The sequence below is a fragment of the Treponema ruminis genome (genome assembly GCF_014201975.1).
GTDB lineage: Bacteria > Spirochaetota > Spirochaetia > Treponematales > Treponemataceae > Treponema_D > Treponema_D ruminis.
This window is the reverse complement of sequence record NZ_JACHFQ010000002.1, coordinates 51789-70533: the sequence shown is the minus strand read 5'-3', so window position 1 is coordinate 70533 and position 18745 is coordinate 51789. Positions and strand designations below refer to the sequence as shown.

Below are 18745 nucleotides of genomic sequence, written 5' to 3'. Positions count from 1 at the left end.
ACTATGTCAGACGAAGTTACAAACGAAGTCGAACTCAAAGTAGATACACAGGGCGCATCTGAAGGCCGAGACGGCGAGGACAAAGGCGCTCGCGGCAAAGGCAAAACATTCTTCCGCAAGAAGGTTTGCCGTTTCTGTGCTAACAAAGCAAAGATTGATTACAAAGATGCTGACGGTCTCAAACGCTTCACAACAGAGCGCGGTAAGATTCTTCCACGCCGCATCACAGGTACATGTGCAAAACACCAGCGCGAGCTCACTGTAGCTATCAAACGCGCTCGCAATATCTGCTTGTTGCCATTCGTAACAGAGTAAATCGCTTATCGCTTGCATCCATGCAAGCAGAATAGTCCTACGATCCAACTCCTGGTAACGCGGGGCAAAACAAAATACAATAGGAGCTTGTAAAATGAAAGTTATTCTTTATACAGATGTTAAACACCTCGGTGAAATGGGTGATGTTAAAAATGTTGCTAACGGCTATGCACGCAACTTCCTTTTTCCACACATGTACGCAGTTCCGTACAATGACCAGACTGTAGCATACTTCGAGTCTCGCAAAGAGGAAATCGAAGCACGCAAAGAGCAGAAACGAAAGGATGCTGCAAGCCTCAAAGACAAACTTGAAGCACTCACAATCGAGCTCAAAATGCCAGCTGCAGCAAACGGAAAACTCTTCGGTTCAGTTTCTGCACTCACAGTTGCTGAGTACCTGGCTAAAAACGGATTTGACATTGAGCGCAAACGAATCGACATTCCTGGCGTTACAATCAAGTCTGTTGGTAACTACCACTGTACAATCCACCTTTATGAGTCTGCTAACGCTGAAGTTAAAATTGCTGTTACAGCACAGGAAGACGAGAGCGCTAAAAAAGCAGAGCCAAAAAAGGCTAAAAAAGAAGAAGCTGCTCCTGCTGAAGAATCAGCAGAGGAAGCAAAAGCTGAGTAATAATATTCCGGCTTAATTAAAAGGCTGTCTTTTCAGGCAGCCTTTTTTTGTCTATAATTAAAAATAGGAGAAAATCATGGATTCTGTTTTGAAAGATACTGTGCCTCCACATAACGATGAGGCTGAGCGTGCAACTCTTGGTGCAATGCTGCTTAACTGGGGTTCTGTGAGTTCAATTGCAACTCTTTTGCGCGCAGAACATTTTTATTCACAGCAGAATCAGGTTATTTTCCGGGCCATGATGCGTCTTTTCTCAAAGGGCGAGACCTGCGATACTCTTTCCCTTGTTGAAGAGCTTTCAAAAACCGGCCAGCTTGAGCAGTCGGGCGGGGCAGCTTATATCGCTTCCCTTACAGATGTCGTTCCGACAGCCGCAAACATCGAATATTACGCAAAAATCGTCTTTGAGCGCGCCACACGCCGAAGTTTAATCGATGTCTCACAGCAGATTAAGGCCTCTGCATTTGACGAAACCCGCGATTCAAAACTTATCCTTGAAGAAGCAGAAAAAAAGATTTTTGACCTTGCCGACAATGAGCAGACAACCGTAGTTCACTCGATGGGTGACATCGTCCCCCTCACGGTCGATATGATTGAAAAGAACTACAAGAGCAAGAATACCTTTACAGGTGTTCCTTCAGGCTTCTCAAAACTGGACACAATGACCAGCGGTTTCCAGAAAGCTGAGCTTATCATTATTGGTGCCCGTCCTTCCATGGGTAAGACGGCCCTCGCTCTGAACATGATGGAGCATATCGCCGTCACAAAAAAGATTCCATGCGGCTTTTTCTCTTTGGAAATGTCCCATGTCCAGATTGGCCAGCGACTTCTTTCACAGAACGCAAGAATCGCCGGTACCAAGCTCAGGACCGGTATGCTCAAGCTTGATGACTTCCAGAAGCTCAACGATGCGGCCGGACGCTGCTATGACGCGCCCCTTTACATTGTCGATACGCCTAACATGCAGCTGATTGACCTTCGTGCTATGGCAAGACGAATGAGGACAAATCAGAAAGTTGAGGTAATTTTCATTGACTATATCGGTTTGATTGCAACGGAAAATTCTGCGGCCCCGGTATACGAGCAGGTTAGTGAGATTTCAAAATCGCTTAAATCCCTGGCCCGAGAGCTTAATATTCCGATTGTAGCCCTCTGTCAGGTAAGCCGCGATGCCGAAGGAAACGAGCCTAGCTTGAACCAGCTGCGAGGATCTGGCTCAATCGAGCAGGACGCGGACGTAGTAATGTTCATTCATCGTGAGCGAAAAAAGCAGGAAGACGGTGAGGCAGAGCCTGTTCAGGATGCAAAAATCATCGTGGCCAAGCAGCGAAACGGCCCGATTGGCGATGTACCATTATTGTTCCTTAGCTCAATCACACGATTTGAAAATAAAGCTAATGAAGACGAGTAATAAATCGAATTAGTTTTTGATATTGCAATAAATGCAAAAAAACGATTTCCGCTTGGAAACCGTTTTTTATTATATCTATCAAATGTAAAAACTTGATGCTTTATTTATCACTCCGGTGATATGCTTGTTAAATCCTCAAGACTCAGGATGATTGGCTTTCCGTTTGCGGATGTTACCATGATTCCCTGAGATGTGATTGTAATCGGTGTTGCTCCCTTTACCTTAACTTTTGAAATAAGCTGACTCTGAACTGTGTTGTTGAACTTTCCGATGTAGTAGTCGGCTCCGTCCTGGACAGTACAGTAATAGCTGCCGTCTTTTTCTACGAGGGTAGAGAGGTCTGAAAGTTTTTCGTTGCTCTCTGCACTGATTTCGAGGTTCTGCTTGTCAATCTGAACGAGGCGGACTACACCGTTGGCAGCGTTTGAACCTGCTACGGCAATGAACCATGAGCCGTCATCGAAGACAGTTCGGCAGCGGATTACATCAACAGGTGATTCCTTGATGACTGCACCGTTGACTGAGTTCATCTTGACGATTGCGCTCATTACGCCCTCATCATCGACATTCTTAAGACCGTACATGATGTGCTCGCCGCTCTTTGTATAAGAAGCTTCGCGGATAAGTGACTGCTGGTCTTTAGCGATTGAAGTTCTTTCTTCCTGAGCTTCATCACGCTTTTTGTCTGCCTGAGCCTGGGCTTGGTCGGCATCTTTCTGGGCTTCGTCAGTTTTCTGAGCCTGCTCGTCTGTCTTTTGAGCCTGCTCGTCGGCGTCTTTCTGGGCTGCATCAGCATCTTTCTGAGCCTGGTCGGCATCTTTCTGAGCCTGATCAGCTTCTTTCTGGGCGTCAGCCGCATCCTTCTGAGCCTGTTTGTCGTTTGGATTTGCTCTTGCGTCCTTTTTAGCCTTGTCAGCATCTGCCTTCTTTTTGTCGGCTTCGGCCTTTGCCTTGTCAGCGTCTGCCTTCTTTTTGGCAGCAGCGGCATCAGCTTCAGCCTTCTTTTTCTGCTCTTCTGCAAGCTTAGCCTTTTCCTCATCAGCCTTTGACTGCTTTGAATCAGCCTTTTCCTGGAGATTGTCAGCCTCGCGCTCTTTTATGTCAACCATGTCCTTTCGGGCATCGATTCCCTTGTCGTCTTCACCCTGCATTGATTTTACGACCTGCTTGTCTGAGATGAGGGAAGTGTCAATTGTACTCAAGCCGCCGCTCAAGTCAGAAAGAGGAATTACAATCTGGGTTTTGCCAGGCCATTCCTCATAATTAGTTGAAAGGCCGACGATTGAAGCCGAAAGATTTTTGATTACGATATCTTTATATTTTGACTGGAAATATTCGATTTTTCCACGATAAACGGCATTGTAAACCGTGATGAATGTGGCGATTGTGCCGGCATCTTTTGTGGAATAGCCGTAAGCTGATTCAAGATAAGCCGAAATGATGCGGCGAAGGTTTGTGATATGGTCAACCGTTGCGCCTTTTCCGATGATGAAAATATCGGCGTCCATCTTTTCTTTGGTTGACGGATCAATTGCATGAATTACTGAATATTTGTTTGGGGAACCGATAAGGCCTGTGTTCTCTGGATTAGCCTTTACCTGATTTCCGAGGGCAGAACCGATTGCACGGATCTGTTCGATTGTATTGATTACAGTGTGGGGGCCTGAATAATTGCGGAAAACTACTTCGTCTCCGTTTGGTGCGCTCTCAAGCTCATTTCTGTTGACTTCGAGGGCCGTAAGGTTTGCAGCAGCAAGAACTGCAATTATTGAAACGAATGTACTTTTCAGCACTTTTTTAATGTTCATCAAAATCCTCCTTGAATAGAACATTCTTATTATATCATAATATTTTTAAATTGTCACTTTTTCTCTAGATTTATCATTTTTTCAAGAGATTTTCTTGCGTAAACCTGCACGTTCTGGTCATAAGACGGAAAAAACATGTGGGTAAGGATATTTTTTCCCCGCCTGTTGAGGGCCGGACGCCCCATAAAGAGGCAGATCTGATAGGTTGAGTCACAGACGGCCTTGAGCAGAGTGGTTTCGTTGGGCCGGATTTTATTCATCACAAGATTTTCCAAAGCGGCAAGCACATAGCCGTCTTCGTCATAACCAAGCTGGCCTGCAAAAGAAACTACAGATAAGAGCTGACTTTTGTCCAGTTCAGTTGAAAGGAGGCGGGCAAAGAAGAGGGAAAATTCCCTGGTGCCGGTTTTTGACATCAAATAAAGAAGGTTCTGGGTGAAAACTGCATTCTCGGCAAAAAAATTGACCTGATCGCTTGCAAAGTGACTTTCAGTTGAGTATGACTTGATATAATTTTCTGCCTCGGTTTTTAAAAGCTCCAGATATTCCTTTTCCTTTTCGCCATAGTCTCCGTTTTTAAATGCCTGGGAGATTTCAGCCATTTTCTGATTGGTCAGAGGGCGGATTCCAAGTTCCATGGCGGTTGAATCATAGTCAATTGAATTGATGTAGGAAATTTTCTGGGGCTTTGAGGGAGATTTTTTTGCAATTTTGGGAGGCTGGCCCATCAAAAAGCCCTTCATTGTCCAGTCTTTCATGGCAAGGATGATGTAATTCTTGTCAGTGTAAAAAATTGCATTCCATTTATTTGAAGGTGGAAGAAGGGCTGCGTAAAGAATCGTGCCGCTTTCAAGAAATTCACAGGCAGAGTAAGAACCGCTGATGAAGAAGCCTGATTTTGTCGGGCGGGCCAGCTTGAAGTCAGCCGGGGCAATCTGACCGACCTGAAACCTGTTTAATAGCTCGCCTGATTCCGTTTTTACGATGACGGCTTCGGTTTTAGATGCGTTTTGAAAGAAAAATGCAGTGTTGCCGCTTGTTTTTGAATGGCAGATTTTGAATGCTCCGCCGGAATTTCCAGAGCCGTTGACCCATTTTGACTGGGCGCTGCCGTCTGAAAGTGCAGTTACGAGACCGATTGAGCCGTTTTTGAGGGAAAGAAGGACTCCCTTTTCACAGGATTCGACTGCTGAAACGATTCCTGAAAAAGTGATGTCTTCCAGCCACTTGCCGAAAGCCGAATAATGGGCCGCCACGCTCTGATTGTTTTTGAGGGCTTTTAAAAAGACCAGAATTGAACCGTCTTCTAGCTGACAGATTGGGAAATTACTGATTTCAGAACTGTCTGCCTTCCATTTGCGTTTTCCGTCGAGTCCGTAGCAGGCAATCTGCTTTTTTCCCTGAACGAAGACCCGGCCGTCAAGCCCCACGACCGGAGAATTTGTAATCTGAAACTGGGCGTTTGAAGTCCAGAGGGTTTTTCCGGAAGGATTCATGAGGTTGAGCTTTGATCCGTCTGTCACAACGTAAAGAAAATCCCCGAAAGATGAAAGATATGGAGAAGGTCGGCCCTTGATGCTCATCTGCCAGATTACCGTTCCTGAGCCTGTACAAGCTGAAAGCAGGCGGCCGTCACTTAAAAGGGCGACTCCGTAAGATGTTGCGACACAGGGAGATACGGCCTCACCACCGATTACGGCCTGCCAGTCAGGCTCCTGGCTGTTTAAATCGACCGTGCGATTGGGAGTCTGGGCGTGCAGGCTGAAAATTGCAAGTTGAAAAGATAAAAGCAGGAAAAGTGACTTTAAGAGAAAACTTTTTGAAATTCCATTGCGATTTTTAAATAATGAATGTTTCATTTTTAGTCCGTGTATTCAAAGCAGGCCAGGGATTCTATGTGAGCCGTGTGGGGATAGAAATCCAGCAGGTACAGCTTTGAAAGATGATAGCCAGCCTTTACAAGGAAAGAAGCATCGCGGGCGTGAGTGCTTGGATTGCAGCTTACCGAGCGGATCTGAGGAATCTTTGAGCGGCAGAGCCACTTGCAGACTTCCTTTTCCATGCCGCTCCGAGGCGGGTCAATTACAACTGATTCAAATTCTCCGTTGTTTTCGATGTATTTTTCTGAGCTGAATTTAATCCAGTTTTCGCCTGAAAGGCCGAAGGACTCGTGATTTTTGCCGCGCAAATTTTCTTCGGCAAAAACGATTGCATCACGGTTGTGCTCGACCATGCAGACTTTATCAAACAAATCAGCGAGGAAGACTGAAAATGTTCCGCAGCCTGAATACATGTCGAGGACGTTGCGGCCGCCCATGTTGCGGGTTACGGCTTCAATAGTCTTTTCCAAAACCTCAAGATTTGACTGGAAAAAGCCCTGAACGTCAAAGGCGATTTTTTTGCCAAGCAGATTGATTTCGCAGCGGTTGTTCTGATTTAAAGTAGTGCCGGCGAAGTGTCGGTTGGCCTGTAACCTGAGTTTTTCCTTTCTCTTTGAGCTTGCTCCCTGGACTTTGATTTCCCTTGAAACGCGCTCCCTTTCCTCGGCGATGATTACTTTTGAATCAGAAGAAATCCTTTGGTCACCGAAAAGGTGAACCCTGCCGTTCGCTCGTTCGTTCTGGGCCGTGTTTTTGAGGTAGGTATTGATTTCTTCCGTTGCAATCGGGCAGTTTTCAAGATTTACAAGCTCGTTGCTGGCCTTTTTATTGAAGGAGCCGTTTGTAAGCTGGATGCGGGAGCGGTAATTTTTGTCCGAACCTGAAATGATTTCTATTTCCGGGCATTGGATTCCCTCACGCTCAAAACATTCCCTTAAAATTGATTTTCTGAGCTCAACCTGGTATTCAGAATCTATGTGCTGAAGGTTACAGCCGCCGCAGGTGCCGTAAAGAGGGCAGAATGGCTCAACCCTGTGAGGCGAGCTTTTAAGAATCCTTGTAATTTTTGCCGTGTCATAGTCCCGGAAAGACTTGGTGATTTCAACTTCAAGTTCCTCGTCAGGAAGGGCGAAAGGAACGAAAACATTCTTTCCATTGATGTGGGCGAGACAGTCACCACCGGCAACCATTTTTTCAGTGTGTATAATATGAGACATTGGATGTAGTCTAGCATAAAAGCATATTATAGTACACAGTACGACTTCCCCCTCTTTTTACCTTGTGATATAATAGGCAGATATGAATTACGAAATTTTAGATATGCCAAAGAAAGGCGATACAGTCGTCGTCGGAATGAGTGGTGGAGTAGACTCAACTTTAACAGCCCTCATGCTCAAGGAAAAAGGCTGCAATGTCATCGGTGTCACCATGTCACTTTGGGACGGAAAACTCCCTGAAATCAAGAGCGATAAGCCAATGAAGGAAGCCTGCTATGGCCCAGGCGAAGAAGAAAATATCGAAGAATGCAAAAAATTCTGTGCCGAGCATGGAATTGAATATCACGTAATCGAAGTTCAGGAAACATACCGGCAGAAAGTCCTCGAATATTTTAAGGCTGAATACCGGGCAGGCCGTACCCCGAATCCCTGCATCCAGTGTAACCGCTACATCAAATTCGGAGCCTTGCTCGACGGAATCCAGAATCTTTCCATAAATTATGATTATTTCTGCACGGGCCACTACGCAAAAATCGTACGCCCGCAGGAAGGTGTCTTTGGAAGCGACAAAAAGCCCTGCATGATTGCAACAGCTGCCGACATCACAAAGGACCAGACATATTTCTTAAACCGCATTCCAAGTTCAGTTCTTGAAAAAGTACGATTCCCCCTTGCCACAATGAAAAAGGCAGAAGTTTTCGAGCTTGCCAAAAAGGCAAATCTTGAGGCCGCAAACCGAGAGGAAAGCCAGGACTTCATCGGTGAGGAATATTTTGACCTTCTTTTCGCAGACAAGCCTTCAGTTCCGGGCGACATCATCGACCTTGACGGACACGTCCTCGGAAAGCACAAGGGAATCGAGCACTATACGATCGGCCAGAGGCGGGGACTGGGAGTAGCCGTAAGCTATCCTGTCTACGTTCAGGCAATCGACGCCAAAAATAACGTCGTAGTCCTTGCTCCAAACGATGCCCTAAATTCAAGCGCCCTTGTAGCTGATGATTTTGTCTGGCCGGCAGACGTTGAGCCAGCCGAAGAATTTGAAGCTGAGATAAAAATCCGACTCGCAAGCCGTCCTGTAAAGGCAAAAATCTCAAGATATGTCCCGGAAGCAGGTGATGACTTTGCATACAAGGGCCAGCCATGGCTTGTAACATTCAGCGAGCCTCAGCGTGCCGTAGCTCCCGGACAGAGCGCAGTCCTCTACAAAGACAACGTAATTCTAGGCGGCGGAATTATCGTAAAGGCAATAAAATGATTTGACACGGATGAACAGTGATAAACACAGATAAGACACAGATGATTTTTGACAACAGATTATAAAATATCTGCGCCCCATCTGTGTGAATCTGTGTAATCGTAGTTAAATTCTAATTCCTAATTCCTAGCTTTCTTTTTGCCGATTCGAACGCCGACTCCAAGCTGAGTGAGGGTGTTTTTGATTGCGTACTCAAGTTCAGTGCGCTGGGGGTTCATGGGAAGGACGAAGTGGCGGCACTGGTTCCAGGTTTTTGTGTAAAGCTCACCGGCGGCACTTTTTGTGGAAACTTCTTTCTGCCAGTCTGTGAGTGATGAAATAAAGTCGTAAACGATGTAGGTGAGGCGCTTTCCAAGGCGGGACTCAGGCTCGGTTTTTACCAGAGAATCCAGTTCCTTAAGGTGAAGCATGTATTTTTTCTCGTAGTTTCTGTCTGCATACATGAGGGCACAGGCTGCCGGCTGCAAATACATGAAGATGTCTGCATCCATGGCTGCGCTTACAATTTCATATGAGTGGCCTGAGTTGATGATTTTCAAAAGTTCTTCGGTGAGGCGGGAAGGCGAGACCGGAGAAAGAAGATGCGCGCTCTTTCGGATTTTGCTCTTGAGCGAGTGGGGAAGTTTGCAGCCAGTTGTAGCGCTGTACTTTACCGCACGGAGCATGCGTACCGGGTCTTCGACGAAAATGCGGTCGAGAGGAATTACCGGATGAATGACCTTCTTTTTGATGTCCTCAACTCCGTTTACATAGTCGATGACCTGTTCCTTGATTGGGTCGTAGTAGAGTGCGTTGAGCGTAAAATCGCGGCGCTGTACGTCTTCGTCCATGGTGCCGAATGAATTTCCGACCGAGCCTTCGCAGATTGAACGGAATGTTGAAACTTCAAAAATCTTCTGGCCGAAAAAAACATGAACCAGGCGGAAACGCTTTCCGATTATGCGGGAATTGCGGAAAAGTTTTTTGATTTTGGAAGGTGTTGCCTCTGTAACGATGTCGAAATCTTTTGGTGCTTTGCCGACGATGAGGTCACGCACGGCACCGCCAACGATATAGGCGTCATAGCCACATTCCCTTAAATGTCTGATAATGTAAAGTGCATCGGGGTCAACTTTCTTTAATGGTATTTTATGTTCTTCCTTTGTATAAATAACAGCCTTTTTAACTGGCTTACCCCTGCTGTCTGATGAATATCGAATTAACACAATGCAGATATAATAATGTTTTATCGTCTCTTGTTCAACTTAAAAAATAATAATAAAATGGACTCACTTTTTGCAAGGAGCAAATTATGAAAAAAATTATCAGCGGAAAAGTCCGCGAAGTTTATGATCTGGAAGACGGCCGCATGGTCATCGTCACAACTGACCGAATCTCTGCTTTCGACGTAATCCTTCCTACAATGATTACAGACAAGGGCAAGGTTTTGAACGCACTTTCAAATTTCTGGTTCGACCTCACAAAGGACATCACAAAGAACCACATGATTTCAAGCAATTTGAAGGACATGCCTGCTGAATTCCAGAAGAGCGAATACGAAGGCCGCACAATCCTCGTTAAAAAGCTCAAGATGATTCCTTACGAAGTAATCGTCCGCGGCTACATGTTCGGTTCAATGTACGAGGCCTACAAAAAAGGCGAGCCTTTCCTGGGTCACTCATTCACAAAAAAATACGAGCAGGCAGAAAAACTTGACGAGCCTATCGTAACTCCTTCAACAAAAGCCGCTGAGGGACACGACATCAACGTTACCCTCGACTACATGAAAAATGACTTGGGCGCAGAGCTCGGAACAAAAATCGAAGAGACAGCCCTTGCAATCTATAAAAAATGCTACGAGCACGCCGCAAAGAACGGAATCATCATCGCCGACACAAAATTTGAATTCGGTCTTGATGAAAATGGCGACCTCGTCCTTGCAGATGAAGTCCTCACACCGGACTCAAGCCGCTTCTGGAATGCAGCTGAGTACAAGGTCGGAACAAGCCCTGCAAGCTACGACAAGCAGTTCATCCGCGACTGGCTCAAGGCAAACAACCTGGCAGGCGACCCGACAATTAAGGAAGTTCCTGCTGACGTCGTTAAAAAGACGAGCGAACTCTATCACGAGTGCGTCCGCAAGATTACAGGCAAAGACCTTTAATAAAAGTTTCTTTATATAGAAATTAAAAAATTCTTAAAAAAAGCCCTGAATTCAAGTGAATTTCAGGGCTTTTTTATTGCGTTTCTATTTTTTTTTAAGTATTATATGTAGAATATGAGAAAGTTTATTCGTTTTTTAATTTATATTTCAGTCTTATCTTTATTCTCTTTTTTTCAGGCAGCATGTTCCAATCCGGAGAACGAAACAAGCGAAAAGTCTGACCTTGAGTCAATCTCCATCACCACAGATTCTTTTGAATGTGACAGCCTTTCACGCTCAGTTTCTCAGGGCGGAATTTACTGCAATAAAAACGTAACTTTTTCAGGAAGCATCAAAAACGCAAGGAACATCAAGGGAGTTTACGCCCAAATCAAGAGGCCGGGCGACAGTGACTTCACCGACCTGCAAAAAGCCACCATCAAAAACGATAAATGGACCTGCAACCTTACATTTGAAAACGAAGAATTTCTTTTAATAAGATTCGTTGCCCTTGACCTCGATTTAAAATCAACGGCCCAGTCAGCAAAAATCATACCTTTGTTTATCAGGGGCAATTCTGACTGCGATTCCCTCTGGTATATTGACCGGGGAGGCCTTGCAGATTACTGCGACTTAATGCAAAAATCAGAATTAGAAGCAATTGATTTTACGCTTTCAGAAAACAAGGACTTTGCACAAAACGGCTCATTCACAATCTGCGTAAATACCGACGAAGAAGACCCAATCGAATACAAAAGCATCCAAATCCGTGACGAAAATGGAAATAAAATCTGCGACATAGACAATTCAAGCAAGGACAAATCCGAGCCCCTTTTTGAAGTAAAGGAAAAGATTTTGACTGATGCTGATGAAAGTCTTGCAAGCGGCAGGCACTACCTTCAGGTCTGCTACAATGCAATAGATACAGAAATTGAAGCCGGATATTTCCTCTGGTGGCCGGAGAGCGACTTCCCTCAAATCTCACTTTCAGCCCCTTACGCCGGTCCTGATACAATCAACCTGCACACAAATGAAGAATTTTCAGTCACCATTTTTGACGACGACATGCTTGACCAGGCCTATTGCCTTCTCCTTACCAAAGAAGAAGCTGAAAAGTTCAGCGGCGAAATAAAGGCACTTTCTGAAAACCCGGAATCTTTTATCGCCGCCCTCAAAAAAAATGGCCTTGAAGAAAGCATAAAATTCTTCAAATCAGAAGATGAAGAGCGGGAAACAAAAATTGATTTCACATCTAGCGAAAATCCCCAGGACCTGCATCTTATTGCCGTCGCATGGGATAAGGGCCTGCCACGCAAGCTGACTGCAAAAGAAATTGAAATCCATGTAATCGACCAGAGCGTTTCTGCAATCGTAGTTACATCGCCTAAAAACAACGAAATTCCTGAAATCTCAAAGTCTTCGGACAGCACAAAATCAATCGTAACAATCAAAGGCAATACAGTCGATGAAATCGGCTGCAAAGTCCTTCAGTTTGTCTGGGTTGCCGGAAGCGAAAGCGATCAGGAAAAGGCTGAAAAGGCAAAAAAATGGCTCGAAGACTATTCTGAACTTCCTGAAACAGAAAAAATTCCAAACAAGGACATAAAGCTTTGGAATGTCATGCTCTCAAATCCAAGAAATATCGACGGTTTCTACTATCAGGACTTCAAGTTCAAAGTCGACCTTGCCAATGACTTCAACGATGAAAAATTCTGTGACAAATTCTTCCTTATTAAGCTCACAAGAATAGACGGAAAGGCAACTTACTCAGAATACAAAATTCTGGCAGATACAGAACTTCCTAATATCACTGATGTAAAATTCTTCCTCACAAAAGAAGAAGACGGATCTTCAAGCCTCACGGCCCAGGTAAAATCAAACAAAAAGCTTCAGGTAGAAGAGAAGGTGACTTTTGACCTCATTGTTACAGAAGAAGCAGATGAAGAAGTTGGCGAAGAAGTAAAAGAAGATGACTCTGAGCCGGAAACTCAGGATAAAGAGCAGAAAGAAAAGGAGCCGAAGAAAATTTCACTCCCGCTCGAAAGCTGCATCGACAACACCCTTACATTCAAATTAAATTTCATTCCAGGAAAGTCAGACATTCCAAACGGAAGCCTCTCATATATTCCTCAGTCTTGTATCGAAAAAATCTCAGAGATAACGGATTTGCTGGGAAATAGCCTTATTTCTCCTACAGAAAGCGAAGCAAAAGAAAGCGGAATCACAATTGATACCCTTGCTCCGCAAATCACAGGCATGCTGCCTTCAGAAGAAACTGAAAGCGGAAGCAATATCTTCAAGCAGGGCAACAAAATCCTTATCGACTTCAACGAAGCAGTCAAAAAGGCAGAAGGAAAGATTATCCTCCGCCAGTGCAAGAACTGGGCCCTTCCTCCGGTTCTCAGCGAAAAAGACTTCAAGACGATTACCAGCCTTCTCGACAAGACAGACCGGGAAATTCTTTCACGCCAGGAAAATGGCAGTGACATGAAGGACAGCGAGCATATCCTAAAGTCAAATTCAAAATACCCAAACGACACCTATCATGGAACCGGTCAGTACATCGGACCTTACAAAAAGACAGTGCAGGGGCTTTCCCTTTCAGAAGACGGAAAATTCCTCCCGGACCTTTCTGCCAAGTATGTCCTTGATTTCGACATCGACATCTGGGAAACCGATACACCTCATTACTTTGAAAAGACCTTTGAAAATGGGTTTGCAACCCAGCAAAAATATGACGAGCGTTCTTTTGAATCCCTTACAAACATACTCAAAGTCGTAAATTCAAAGAAATATCTCTGTACGGCAGGACAAATCCGCAAAGTTCTCGAAAAAGTTCATTACCATGAAAGAATTCTTGACGTAAATTCAAGTGAAGTTGAGCTTTCAGAAGACGGAAAGAGCCTGACAGTCACATTCGGAGCCGGTCTTTTGGATTCTTCTGATGATTTGCCGGACGGCCGTGAGTGGGAGCTTGTAATCGAAAAGGGTGCTTTTGAAGACCTTTCGGGCAATAAATTCGGACTTTCTTCTAAAAATGATGAGATTGTAATCCAAAATTCAAACAATCAGCTTTCATTCTGGTCTGATAAGGTTGCAAAACCAGTCGTCCGTGTTGACCGCTACAGCTATGGTCTTGGAATCTGGCAGAGCGACAGAAACGGAAACAAGGCAAACCAGATTATGGCCGACAAAACAAACTATCTTCCTCAGTCACATGACAGCATTAAGCCGACAGGCTACGTCCGAACGCGAATCGACTGCCAGACAAGGGGAGCCAAAATCTACTACACTGTCAAAGAGCACACAAGCCCTGCAAGAACGACAAATCCGCCTAGCGACAATGAACTTATTGAGGCAAAATCAAATTCATCTTCAGGCAAAGATTCTGTAGAAAGCGCAGATTCAGAAAATCCGGAAGAAGAAAAGAAAAACTGCTATATCAGCAGTGAAAACAGGATTTTCTACTCTTATTTCACTGACACAGACGATTTTACGGATGAAGAAGAGTCTCAGCTAAAGAAATTGGATTCATATTCAGACGCAGAAAACGGCAGCACTGTATCTCCGGTTTTTGCCGTCGGAAACGGAAAGTACAACCAGTCTTTCAAGGATTATGTAATTTCCCGGGCCGAAAAAGCAGGATTTGAGTCTTCTGATCAGGAAGTTGAGGGCGTTTACCAGACTGTCGTTCAGTTCGTAAATCCAAAGACCAAGAACGGAAGCAGCGCAACAAGTCCTACAATCGGCCAGAAAGACCTTTCAATCCACGGAATGCTGATTCTCTCAAGCCTTGAAAATATTTCTCCTTTCCCGCTCAGAAAGCTGCAGAATGGTTCTCCTTATCTGAGACGCTGCTATCGTGAGAACACCAGCAAGGAAAAGAGCAAGAGCCTGGATTATTACTGGGTCAGCTACGAAGTCCTTACAGACGCTTCATTCTCATTCTATAACTGGAATTCAAGCTATTACGAATGGGCTGAAAACGACGGTCTCATGAAGGCTGGTGAGTTTACAAGATTCATCGAAAAGGATTAGAAGTTACCTTAATTTTCTTTTCAAGTTTTTCTCATTCATTGTACAAAAAGCCGTTTTTCATTATAATACTTTCTTATGAACAATATCAAAACTAAACGACTTATCACTTCAGCATTACCTTATGTAAATAATATTCCTCATCTCGGAAACCTGATTCAGATGCTTTCTGCTGATGTTTTCGCACGCTTCTGCCGTTCACGCGGATATGAGACTATGTATGTCTGCGGCACAGACGAATACGGCACTGCAACAGAGACAAAGGCCTTGCAGGAAAAAAAGACTGCCCGCGAGCTTTGTGACTACTACTACGCAATCCACAAGGACATCTACGAGTGGTTCGACATCGCTTTCGACAAATTCGGACGCACTTCAAACGAAGAGTGTACTGAAATCACTCAAAGCATCTTCAACGACCTCGACAAAAACGGCTTCATCAAGGAGCACACTTCAAAGCAGCTTTTCTGTCCTAAGTGCAACATGTTCCTCGCTGACCGCTATGTAGACGGCGAGTGTCCTAAATGCCACGCTCCGGACGCACGAGGCGACCAGTGTGACTCATGCGGCACTTTGCTTGACCCGACCCAGCTTTTAAAGCCACGCTGCCACACCTGCGGCTCAACTCCAGAGGTACGCGAGACAAAGCACCTTTACATCGACCTTCCTTCAATCGCTCCAAAACTTGAGGCATGGATGGAGAAGGCAAGCGTAGAGGGCAAATGGAGCGCAAACGCAATCCAAATGACAAAGGCTTGGATTCGCGACGGCCTCAACGAGCGCGCAATCACACGCGACCTCAAGTGGGGTATCCCGGTTCCAAAGGCAGGATACGAAAACAAGGTATTCTACGTCTGGTTCAACGCACCGATCGGCTACATGTCAATCACAAAACAGCTCGCAGACGAAATGAAGGCAGCCGGAAAGGAAACATTCGACTGGAAAAAATGGTGGCTTCCATCTGAATCAAGCGAAAAAATGGACGGGGAAATCAAGCTCTTCCAGTTCATCGGAAAGGACAACATTCCGTTCCACACTGTAGTTTTCCCATGCTCTGAAATCGGAACAGGCAAGGACTACACAAAACTCTATCACATGTCTTCAACAGAATTCCTTAACTACGAAGACGGCAAATTCTCAAAATCAAAGGGAGTTGGCGTATTCGGTTCTGATGCCAAAGAGTCTGGAATCCCTAGCGACGCATGGCGATTCTACATCTACTACAACCGCCCTGAAAACCAGGACTATCAGTTCACATGGAAGGATTTCCAGGAAAAATACAACAAGGAACTTATCGGAAACCTGGGTAACCTCGTAAACCGAACCCTTCTTTTCATCAACAAAAACTACTCAGGAAAGATTCCGGCTGGAAAGAAGGACGAGGCTCTCTGGGCACAGGTTCTCGAGCACGAGAAAAAGGCAACAGAACACCTTGAATGGGCAGAACTCAAGGACGCATTCCACGAGATTTTTGCAATTTCCGATATCTGCAACAAGGCTTTCCAGGCAGCAGAGCCATGGAAGGCAGTTAAGACAAACAAGGAAGTCGCTGACAACATCCTCTACAACCTCGCATACGTAATCAAAGACCTCATGATTATGATTCAGCCTTACTTGCCGAAATACTCACAGGTCGTAGCAGGCTACCTGGGCCACACAATCTATGACGCTCACTTCGGAACTCCTGCAAAAGAGGGAAGCCTCACTTGGGAAGACTTGGGCAAAATGGAAGGCCTGGACACAATTTCTGAGACTTCAGTTTACTTCACACCGCTTGACAACAAGGCAATGGAAGAATTCCGCGCTAAATTCTCTGGCAAGCAGAACGAGAAGAAAGAAGAAAAGCAGCCTAAAAAACAGGAAAAGAAAGCAGAGCCAAAAGAAGAAAAGCCAGCCCTTACACCTGAGCAGCAGATTGACTTCTTCAACGCAAACATCGAGCTTCGCGTTGCAAAAATTACAGACATCAAGCCGAATCCGGATGGAGACAAGCTTTACATCGAGACAATGGACGACGGTTCGGGAACTCCCCGCACAATCCAGTCAGGCCTTCGTAAGTATCTTACAGAGGCAGAGCTTCTTGGAAAGCACGTCGTCATCGCGGCAAACCTCGCTCCACGCAAAATGCGCGGCGTTGAAAGCTACGGTATGCTCCTTGCAGGCGACTACACGGACGAAAACGGCAAGGAATGCGTCGAAGTTTTGGACGCAAGCTGGGCAGCCCCAGGAACAAAAGTCGTTCTTGAGGGAAGCGATGTAAACGCAGTTAAGAAGGCTGAGATTTCTGGCGACGAGTTCTTCTCGGTTGCAATCGAGGCTAAGGACGGAATCGTCGGAATCGCAGGCAAAAAACTCCTCGCTGACGGAAAGGAAATCAAGACGACAAAAGCCCTTAACGGTGAAATCGGCTAAGGTGAAATTAGCAATTAGCAATTATTAATTAACAATAACGAAAAAGCCCCGGCAGTGCAGAGAAATCTGTGCTACCGGGGCTTTTTATTTAGCAACAATTACGAAGGTTGCAGAATCATGGGAACCAGGAAGTACCATATTCCTAAGCATGGTGTCGTCAGGAATCTTTTCCATCTATTTAGCATAATTCAGTCCGTCTTCCAAGCTTTCTATGAGAATATTCAATATTTTTAGCGAAAATATTTTGTTTATTGTTAATTTCCCGGTTTTCCATTAAAATCATGGCACCATGTCAATCCAAGCATATATTTTCGACTGTGACGGCACCATTATTGATTCGGGGGAAGACATCGCTTTTTGCGTGAACGAAGCCTTGCATCATTTTGGCTACTGGCCGGTCGATGTTAAGAAAATAATCACTTTTCTGGGCGACGGAACCAAAAACCTTCTGCTTCGTGCCCTTAAATTCTCTACAAAAAATCACTTCAACCTTGAGACTGAATACAATCAGAAGCAGTTTCAGGAAGTCATGGATTTTTACCTCAAGCTTTACCATTCAAATCCGGTCGTAAAAACTCATCTTTATGCCGGAATCAAGGAGCTTTTGCGCGTGCTCAAAAAGAAGGGCAAAAAAGTCGTCCTTCTGACCAACAAGCCTGAAAGCATTGCCCGCCAGATTCTTGAGAAACTTTCGGTTCTTGAATATTTTGACCTTCTCGTAGGCCCTGAGACAAAAAATGAAGAGGGAAGCCTGCTTAAAATGAAGCCGGAGCCGGACGGACTTGAGTATGCTCTTTCATATCTGAACAAAAATTTCTCGCTTTCACTCTCAAAAGACAATTTCATCATGATTGGTGACAGCGCCCAGGACATTAATGCAGGTAAGGCTTTCGGATGCAAGACTGCCGGCTGCCGGGGTGGAATCGGAGACAGGGAAAAGCTTTTGGAAGCAAAGCCTGACCTCTGTTTTTCGGTCGCAAGTGAAATCGAAAAGTTCATCGACATTCTCTCTGAAGACAAGTGCGACGACTTCATCAAAAACTACGCCATGCAGAACGAAGTCCCCATCATGCAGGACGAAGGAAGTGACTTCATCTGCGAGTACATAAAGAGCCACGAAGTAAAAACAATCCTTGAAATCGGAACTGCAATCGGCTATTCTTCGGTGCGGTTCGCAAAGCTTTCTGACGACATCCGCGTAACAACGATTGAGATTGACGAGGAACGCTACAAGGCGGCTGTTGAAAACGTTGCAAAAAACGGACTGACTGACAGAATCACGCTGATTTTCGGAGACGCGCTCACGGCCCAAATCCCAGGCAAATTCGATCTCGTTTTCATCGATGCGGCAAAAGCCCAGTACATCAAGTTTTTCGAAAAATACAAGGAAAACCTCTCGGAAAGTGGCGTAATCGTAAGCGACAACCTTTCCTTCCACGGCATGGTCGAGGACTTAAGCCTGACTCACAATTACAGCACAAGAAAACTGGTAAAGAAAATCCGCAAGTACATTGAATTCCTCAAGACAAACGAAGAGTTTGAGACCGAATTCCTGAAAAAAGGGGACGGAATTTCGATTTCTAAACGGAAATAAGACTAAATTTTATTAATAATAGGACTTATTACTATTTACAAACTTTCTCAAACATGCTAGTA

General features: G+C 45.0%; 12 protein-coding genes. 8 read left to right on the top strand and 4 right to left on the bottom strand.

Going from position 1 to position 18745, the window contains the following annotated elements:
* The first annotated feature begins 3 nt into the window (after positions 1-3).
* The 3 genes from rpsR (at position 4) to dnaB (ending at position 2360) form a co-directional block, all read left to right on the top strand.
* The gene (rpsR, locus tag HNP76_RS02870; RefSeq protein ID WP_184657308.1) at positions 4-315 is read left to right on the top strand and encodes a 30S ribosomal protein S18; all 312 of its coding nucleotides are present in this window, start codon (positions 4-6) and stop codon (positions 313-315) included.
* Positions 316-409: 94 nt separating this feature from the next.
* Positions 410-949: a 50S ribosomal protein L9 gene (rplI, locus tag HNP76_RS02865; RefSeq protein WP_184657306.1), complete on the top strand. Its 540-nt coding sequence runs from the start codon at positions 410-412 to the stop codon at positions 947-949.
* Positions 950-1025: 76 nt separating this feature from the next.
* On the top strand, positions 1026-2360 hold the full coding sequence (gene dnaB, locus HNP76_RS02860) for a replicative DNA helicase (RefSeq protein ID WP_184657304.1): 1335 nt from the start codon (positions 1026-1028) through the stop codon (positions 2358-2360).
* Between the two features lie 107 nt (positions 2361-2467).
* Here the strand turns inward: dnaB and HNP76_RS02855 are convergent, their stop codons facing one another.
* From HNP76_RS02855 to rlmD, 3 genes are read right to left on the bottom strand one after another with little or no spacing between them, the layout of a single operon-like run.
* Complete coding sequence (locus tag HNP76_RS02855; protein ID WP_184657302.1) at positions 2468-4168, bottom strand: P83/100 family protein; 1701 nt, start codon at positions 4166-4168, stop codon at positions 2468-2470.
* A gap of 53 nt (positions 4169-4221) precedes the next feature.
* On the bottom strand, positions 4222-6027 hold the full coding sequence (locus HNP76_RS02850; RefSeq protein ID WP_184657300.1) for an outer membrane protein assembly factor BamB family protein: 1806 nt from the start codon (positions 6025-6027) through the stop codon (positions 4222-4224).
* A 2-nt stretch (positions 6028-6029) separates the two neighbouring features.
* Positions 6030-7265: a 23S rRNA (uracil(1939)-C(5))-methyltransferase RlmD gene (gene rlmD / locus HNP76_RS02845; protein WP_184657298.1), complete on the bottom strand. Its 1236-nt coding sequence runs from the start codon at positions 7263-7265 to the stop codon at positions 6030-6032.
* An 82-nt stretch (positions 7266-7347) separates the two neighbouring features.
* Between rlmD and mnmA the strand changes: the two genes are divergently transcribed.
* Positions 7348-8523 (top strand): tRNA 2-thiouridine(34) synthase MnmA, encoded by a 1176-nt coding sequence (gene mnmA / locus HNP76_RS02840; protein ID WP_184657296.1) that lies wholly within the window; start codon positions 7348-7350, stop codon positions 8521-8523.
* Positions 8524-8642: 119 nt separating this feature from the next.
* Here the strand turns inward: mnmA and pcnB are convergent, their stop codons facing one another.
* Positions 8643-9728, bottom strand: coding sequence for a polynucleotide adenylyltransferase PcnB (gene pcnB / locus HNP76_RS02835; RefSeq protein WP_184657294.1), 1086 nt, complete (start codon positions 9726-9728; stop codon positions 8643-8645).
* 86 nt (positions 9729-9814) lie between these two features.
* Here pcnB and HNP76_RS02830 point away from each other — a divergent pair, with 86 nt between their 5' ends.
* The 4 genes from HNP76_RS02830 to HNP76_RS02815 all read left to right on the top strand — a co-directional run bounded on the left by HNP76_RS02830 (position 9815) and on the right by HNP76_RS02815 (position 18683).
* Entirely contained in the window at positions 9815-10666 is an 852-nt protein-coding gene (locus HNP76_RS02830) for a phosphoribosylaminoimidazolesuccinocarboxamide synthase (protein WP_184657292.1), read from the top strand.
* Between the two features lie 114 nt (positions 10667-10780).
* Positions 10781-14683 carry a hypothetical protein gene (locus tag HNP76_RS02825; RefSeq protein ID WP_184657290.1) on the top strand — a complete coding sequence of 1301 codons (3903 nt, stop codon included), beginning with the start codon at positions 10781-10783 and terminating at the stop codon, positions 14681-14683.
* A 75-nt stretch (positions 14684-14758) separates the two neighbouring features.
* On the top strand, positions 14759-17089 hold the full coding sequence (metG, locus tag HNP76_RS02820; RefSeq protein ID WP_184657288.1) for a methionine--tRNA ligase: 2331 nt from the start codon (positions 14759-14761) through the stop codon (positions 17087-17089).
* Positions 17090-17378: 289 nt separating this feature from the next.
* The gene (locus HNP76_RS02815) at positions 17379-18683 is read left to right on the top strand and encodes an HAD hydrolase-like protein (RefSeq protein ID WP_184657286.1); all 1305 of its coding nucleotides are present in this window, start codon (positions 17379-17381) and stop codon (positions 18681-18683) included.
* The last annotated feature ends 62 nt before the right edge of the window (positions 18684-18745 follow it).